Source organism: uncultured Wocania sp. (assembly GCF_964021735.1).
GTDB lineage: Bacteria > Bacteroidota > Bacteroidia > Flavobacteriales > Flavobacteriaceae > Wocania_A.
Genome location: NZ_CAXIBN010000225.1, coordinates 1 through 4,224, shown reverse-complemented (window position 1 = coordinate 4,224; position 4,224 = coordinate 1). Strand labels below are relative to the sequence as shown.

Here is a 4,224-nt window from a genome sequence, read left to right as displayed (position 1 = left end):
AATATCTATTTCAATTCATGGTATTTACAGATTATTCCAAAAATAGACATAATCAAAATTTTAATGCTAAAATCATTGTATTTTATTGCTTACAATAAGGAAGTAAAAAAGTAAGCTTTTACATTATATTATTAATTCTGATTTACAATTTTCTGCTAATTGTTAATCCGTCTCTAATTGGTAAAACCACGGTTTCAACACGTTTATCGTTTTTTAAAAGTGTGTTATACGCAATAAGCGCAGGTGTAGATGTATCATCCTTTTTAAAAGTAGTTTCTAAAATTTTACCACTCCAAAGTACATTATCAGATAAGATAATACCACCAGTATTTAGCTTATCAATTATAGCATTAAAGTAATTGGAGTAGTTTTCTTTATCGGCATCAATAAAAACTAAATCAAAAGTTTTATCAACTTCAGGTATAACTTCTAAAGCATTACCTAAATGCTGAAATATTTGATTTTTATAATCAGATTTATCAAAATATTTTTGAGAAAAATCTTGTAACTCTTCATTTATATCTATAGTATGAAGTTCTCCGTTAACTTGCATGCCTTCAGCTAAACACAACGCAGAATATCCTGTATATGTCCCAATTTCTAATATGTTTTTTGGATTTACTAATTTAGAAATCATGCTTAAAACACGTCCTTGATAATGCCCACTAAGCATACGTGGTTGTAATATTTTTTGATAGGTTTCTCTATTAAGTTGCTGTAATAATTTAGGTTCATTTTCAGAGTGAGCAACTACATAGTTATCTATGTCTTCTGGTATAAAATGCATTTAAGAAAGAATTTTATTAATAAGATTAGTTTTAGCAATTTCATCATCTCCAAATACCCAACGAAGTACATTGTCTTCCCAAATATCGTCGTATTGTTTTTGGTTAATAATGTTTCTATCAATAGCTAAGTCTAATAATTTTCCTGGGTACGAAGATTGCGCATCGCTTTCCATTTCGCCTAACGGATAAGGGTCATCTAATCCCATAATAACTTGATTTGAACCTTGGCGATCAATCATTAATTTTAAAGAATCCGTATCGTGTACTAACGTGTCAAAATAAATATTTGGATGTCCAACAGCTTTTCTAGGATGGTGCTTACCTTCAAATAAATCTGGTCTGCCATCAAATCCTTGAATACGTCTTCCTAAATTCATTTGAGCTAATTGACCACCGTGAGCAAAACAGGTTCTAATATTAGGAAAACGTTCTTGCATACCATTTAGAGTGTAAAAATGATAGGCATCACCACATTGTGCCAGCATCCAAATAAGGTGAAACCGCCACGCCGTATTTTCTAGATTAATCATTTTATCACCATCGTAAGGGTGAATTTCAATCGCTAATTTGTATTTGTTAGCCATTTCAAAAATATCATCATTTTCTTTGTCAAAAACTGAACGCCATTGCCCAATAGAATCCATAAAATGCGTTGGTAAACATAAAACCTTCATGTTTAATTGCTCCACACAACGTTCAATTTCCCATAATGCGCCATGAATAAAACCAGGATGTACTACAAAACCACAGGTGAATTTTTCAGGATTGTCGTGTTGTACTTTTGCATTAAAATCATTCTGAAATCGCAATGCTTTTTTCATTTCTTCTAGTCGCAATCCATTACCATAAAGCTGAGAAAGATTTAAAACAACGGCATGATCAAGTTTGTTCCTGTCCATCCATTCTAGCTTTTCATCTAGAAAAAAACTAGAATGTGTAACGGGTCTTTTCCATCCTTTTTGCAGCATATGTTTGCGTTCATCATCTACCCAGAATATTTCTTTTTCCTTCATAAATTGAGGAATTTGCTCAGGATAAGGAAGTAAATGCGAATGCCCGTTTATACGAAGTTTCCGTTTCATTAATCTTCTAATTTAACTTTTTTAGGTGGTTGCATCACTGCTCCACAATTAGGGCAAGAACGCTTGTTTTCATCACTATAATAATTATCAAAAATTTTAGGCATATCTGTTTCAATATTATTTAGTGTAAAATCCTCTTCATATAATTTAGTTGTACAATTTTCACAAAACCAAAGCAATGCATCTTGTACCCCTTTTTCTCTAGGATACTCAATCACGAGCCCTACTGTATTGGCACCTCGTTGCGGAGAGTGTGGTACTTTTGGAGGCAATAAAAAAATGTCACCCTCCTTAATATGAATGTCTTTAGGAGTGCCTTTGTCAATAATTTTTAAAACCATATCGCCTTCAACCTGATAGAAAAACTCTGGAGTTTCGTTGTAATGATAATCTTTTCTGTTGTTAGGCCCACCAACCACCATAACAATAAAATCGCCATCTTTCCAAACCACTTTATTGCCCACAGGTGGTTTTAATAAATGTCTGTTCTCATCAATCCAAGCTTTAAAATTTATTGGCGGATATACTTTACTCATAATGTTTTTGTTTTTTGGGCGTGCCCTTTCAGGTCAGGCTTTCCGCTATATCTTTTGCAAAAAAAAGCAAAAGGATGCCGCTTCAATCCTTCACGCAGAATTTACGTTAAAGTTAATAATTACTTTTCAATTAATAAGATATCAAATTAAGTTTGATACTAAAGACTTTTTGTACGTCCACCATCAACTGGAACGTTAATTCCGTTAACATAACTTGCAGCTTCACTAGCTAAAAAAGTGATAACATTTGCTGTTTCCTCTGGCTTTGCAAAACGTTTAGCAGGCGTGTAATTTTTCATTATTTCAGCCATATCTTCAATGCTTTTGTCTTCTTGCACTGCCTTAATTTTAATAATCTCATTTAAACGCTCAGTTTCGGTAAAACCTGGTAATACATTGTTTACGGTAATACCAAATTCACCTACTTCGGTAGCTAAAGTTTTACTCCAATTACCAACTGCTCCTCTTATTGTGTTACTAACACCTAAACCTGGTATAGGTTCTTTAACAGAAGTAGAAATAATATTAACAATTCTGCCAAAACCAGACTCTTTCATAAACGGAATAGTGGATTGCGCTAATACATGATTGCATTTTAGGTGTTGTATAAAGGCATTATCAAACTCTTCAAGTGCTGCCGTTAAAATAGGACCACTTCGCGGGCCGCCAGTATTATTTATAACGATGTGAAATCCATGATTTCTTTCTATAAACTTAATGACTTGTTCTTGTAAATCTCTTGGGTTAGAAAAATCTGCAACTATATAGCTATGGTTTCTGTGTTCTGGTAATTCTGCCAAAACAGCTTTTAGTTTCTCTCTGTTTCTAGCTACTAAGGTTACATTTACACCTTCTGCAGCTAATGCCATAGCGGTTGCTTTTCCTATGCCTTGTGTGCTTCCACAAACTAAGGCGTTTTTATTGTTTAGTTTTAAATCCATAATATATCTAGTTAGGGTAGAATTTGTTTAATTTAAAAATTTGATTCATTTTATAAGATTTCCACTTTCGTGGGAACTAGTATTTTATACAAACATTTTTAGCTTCAGTAAAAAAGCGCAAAGCTTCAAAACCGCCTTCACGACCAACTCCAGAAGCCTTTACACCACCAAAAGGTGTTCGTAAATCACGCATCATCCAAGTATTTACCCATACAATTCCAACCTGCAATTGATTGCTCATGCGCATCGTGCGTTTTAAATTGTTGGTCCATAATGTTGCTGATAAACCGTACTTTACTTTATTTGCCATTTGTAAAACATCATCCTCAGTATTAAAAGGCATAATGGTTACCACTGGTCCAAATATTTCTTCTTGATTTACTCTGCACTCATCAGTTTTTACTTCAATAACAGTTGGTTCTAAATAGTAGCCGTTTTCAAAACCTTTAACTTTAACTTCATTTCCACCACATAAAATAATTCCGTTTTCTTCTTTAGCGATGTTAATAGAGTCTTTTACTTTTTCAAGATGCGATTTTGAAACTAAAGCACCAATATTAGTATTACTCTTAGATGGATGTCCAACTTTGAGTTGATTTACTTTTTTAACAAAATCAGTTTTGAATTTTTCATAAATAGAAGCTTCTACAAAAATACGGCTTCCACATAAACAAATCTGCCCTTGGTTAGCAAATGATGAACGCACTGTGGTTTCTAGCATATCATCATAATCACAATCTGCAAAAATGATGTTTGGGTTTTTGCCACCTAATTCTAAGGATAATTTTTTAAACATCGGTGCTGCTACTTTTGCAATATGTGCGCCAGTTACTGTTCCTCCTGTAAAACTAATCGCTTTAATATCTGGATGTTCAAT

The 4,224-nt window shown here is 33.3% G+C and carries 5 protein-coding genes; all 5 read right to left on the bottom strand.

Features of this window, described 5'->3' with window-relative positions; all coding sequences use genetic code 11:
- Positions 1 to 142: 142 nt before the first annotated feature.
- Positions 143 to 787, bottom strand: a complete 645-nt coding sequence (locus tag AADI82_RS14015; protein ID WP_341217048.1) for an O-methyltransferase — start codon at positions 785 to 787, stop codon at positions 143 to 145.
- Positions 788 to 1,870, bottom strand: coding sequence for an amidohydrolase family protein (locus AADI82_RS14010; RefSeq protein WP_341217047.1), 1,083 nt, complete (start codon positions 1,868 to 1,870; stop codon positions 788 to 790).
- Positions 1,870 to 2,406, bottom strand: coding sequence for a 3-hydroxyanthranilate 3,4-dioxygenase (locus tag AADI82_RS14005; protein WP_341217046.1), 537 nt, complete (start codon positions 2,404 to 2,406; stop codon positions 1,870 to 1,872). The genes AADI82_RS14010 and AADI82_RS14005 overlap by 1 nt, the downstream gene beginning before the upstream one ends.
- 158 nt (positions 2,407 to 2,564) lie before the next feature.
- On the bottom strand, positions 2,565 to 3,347 hold the full coding sequence (locus AADI82_RS14000; RefSeq protein ID WP_341217045.1) for an SDR family oxidoreductase: 783 nt from the start codon (positions 3,345 to 3,347) through the stop codon (positions 2,565 to 2,567).
- A gap of 76 nt (positions 3,348 to 3,423) precedes the next feature.
- Positions 3,424 to 4,224 (bottom strand): aldehyde dehydrogenase family protein (locus AADI82_RS13995; RefSeq protein ID WP_341217044.1); only part of this gene is annotated, 801 nt, incomplete at its 5' end.

Coding starts and splice junctions, on each gene's coding strand:
- AADI82_RS14015 (WP_341217048.1), bottom strand. CDS start 787: ATGCATTTTATACCAGAAGACATAGATAACTATGTAGTTGCTCACTCT.
- AADI82_RS14000 (WP_341217045.1), bottom strand. CDS start 3,347: ATGGATTTAAAACTAAACAATAAAAACGCCTTAGTTTGTGGAAGCACA.
- AADI82_RS14010 (WP_341217047.1), bottom strand. CDS start 1,870: ATGAAACGGAAACTTCGTATAAACGGGCATTCGCATTTACTTCCTTAT.
- AADI82_RS14005 (WP_341217046.1), bottom strand. CDS start 2,406: ATGAGTAAAGTATATCCGCCAATAAATTTTAAAGCTTGGATTGATGAG.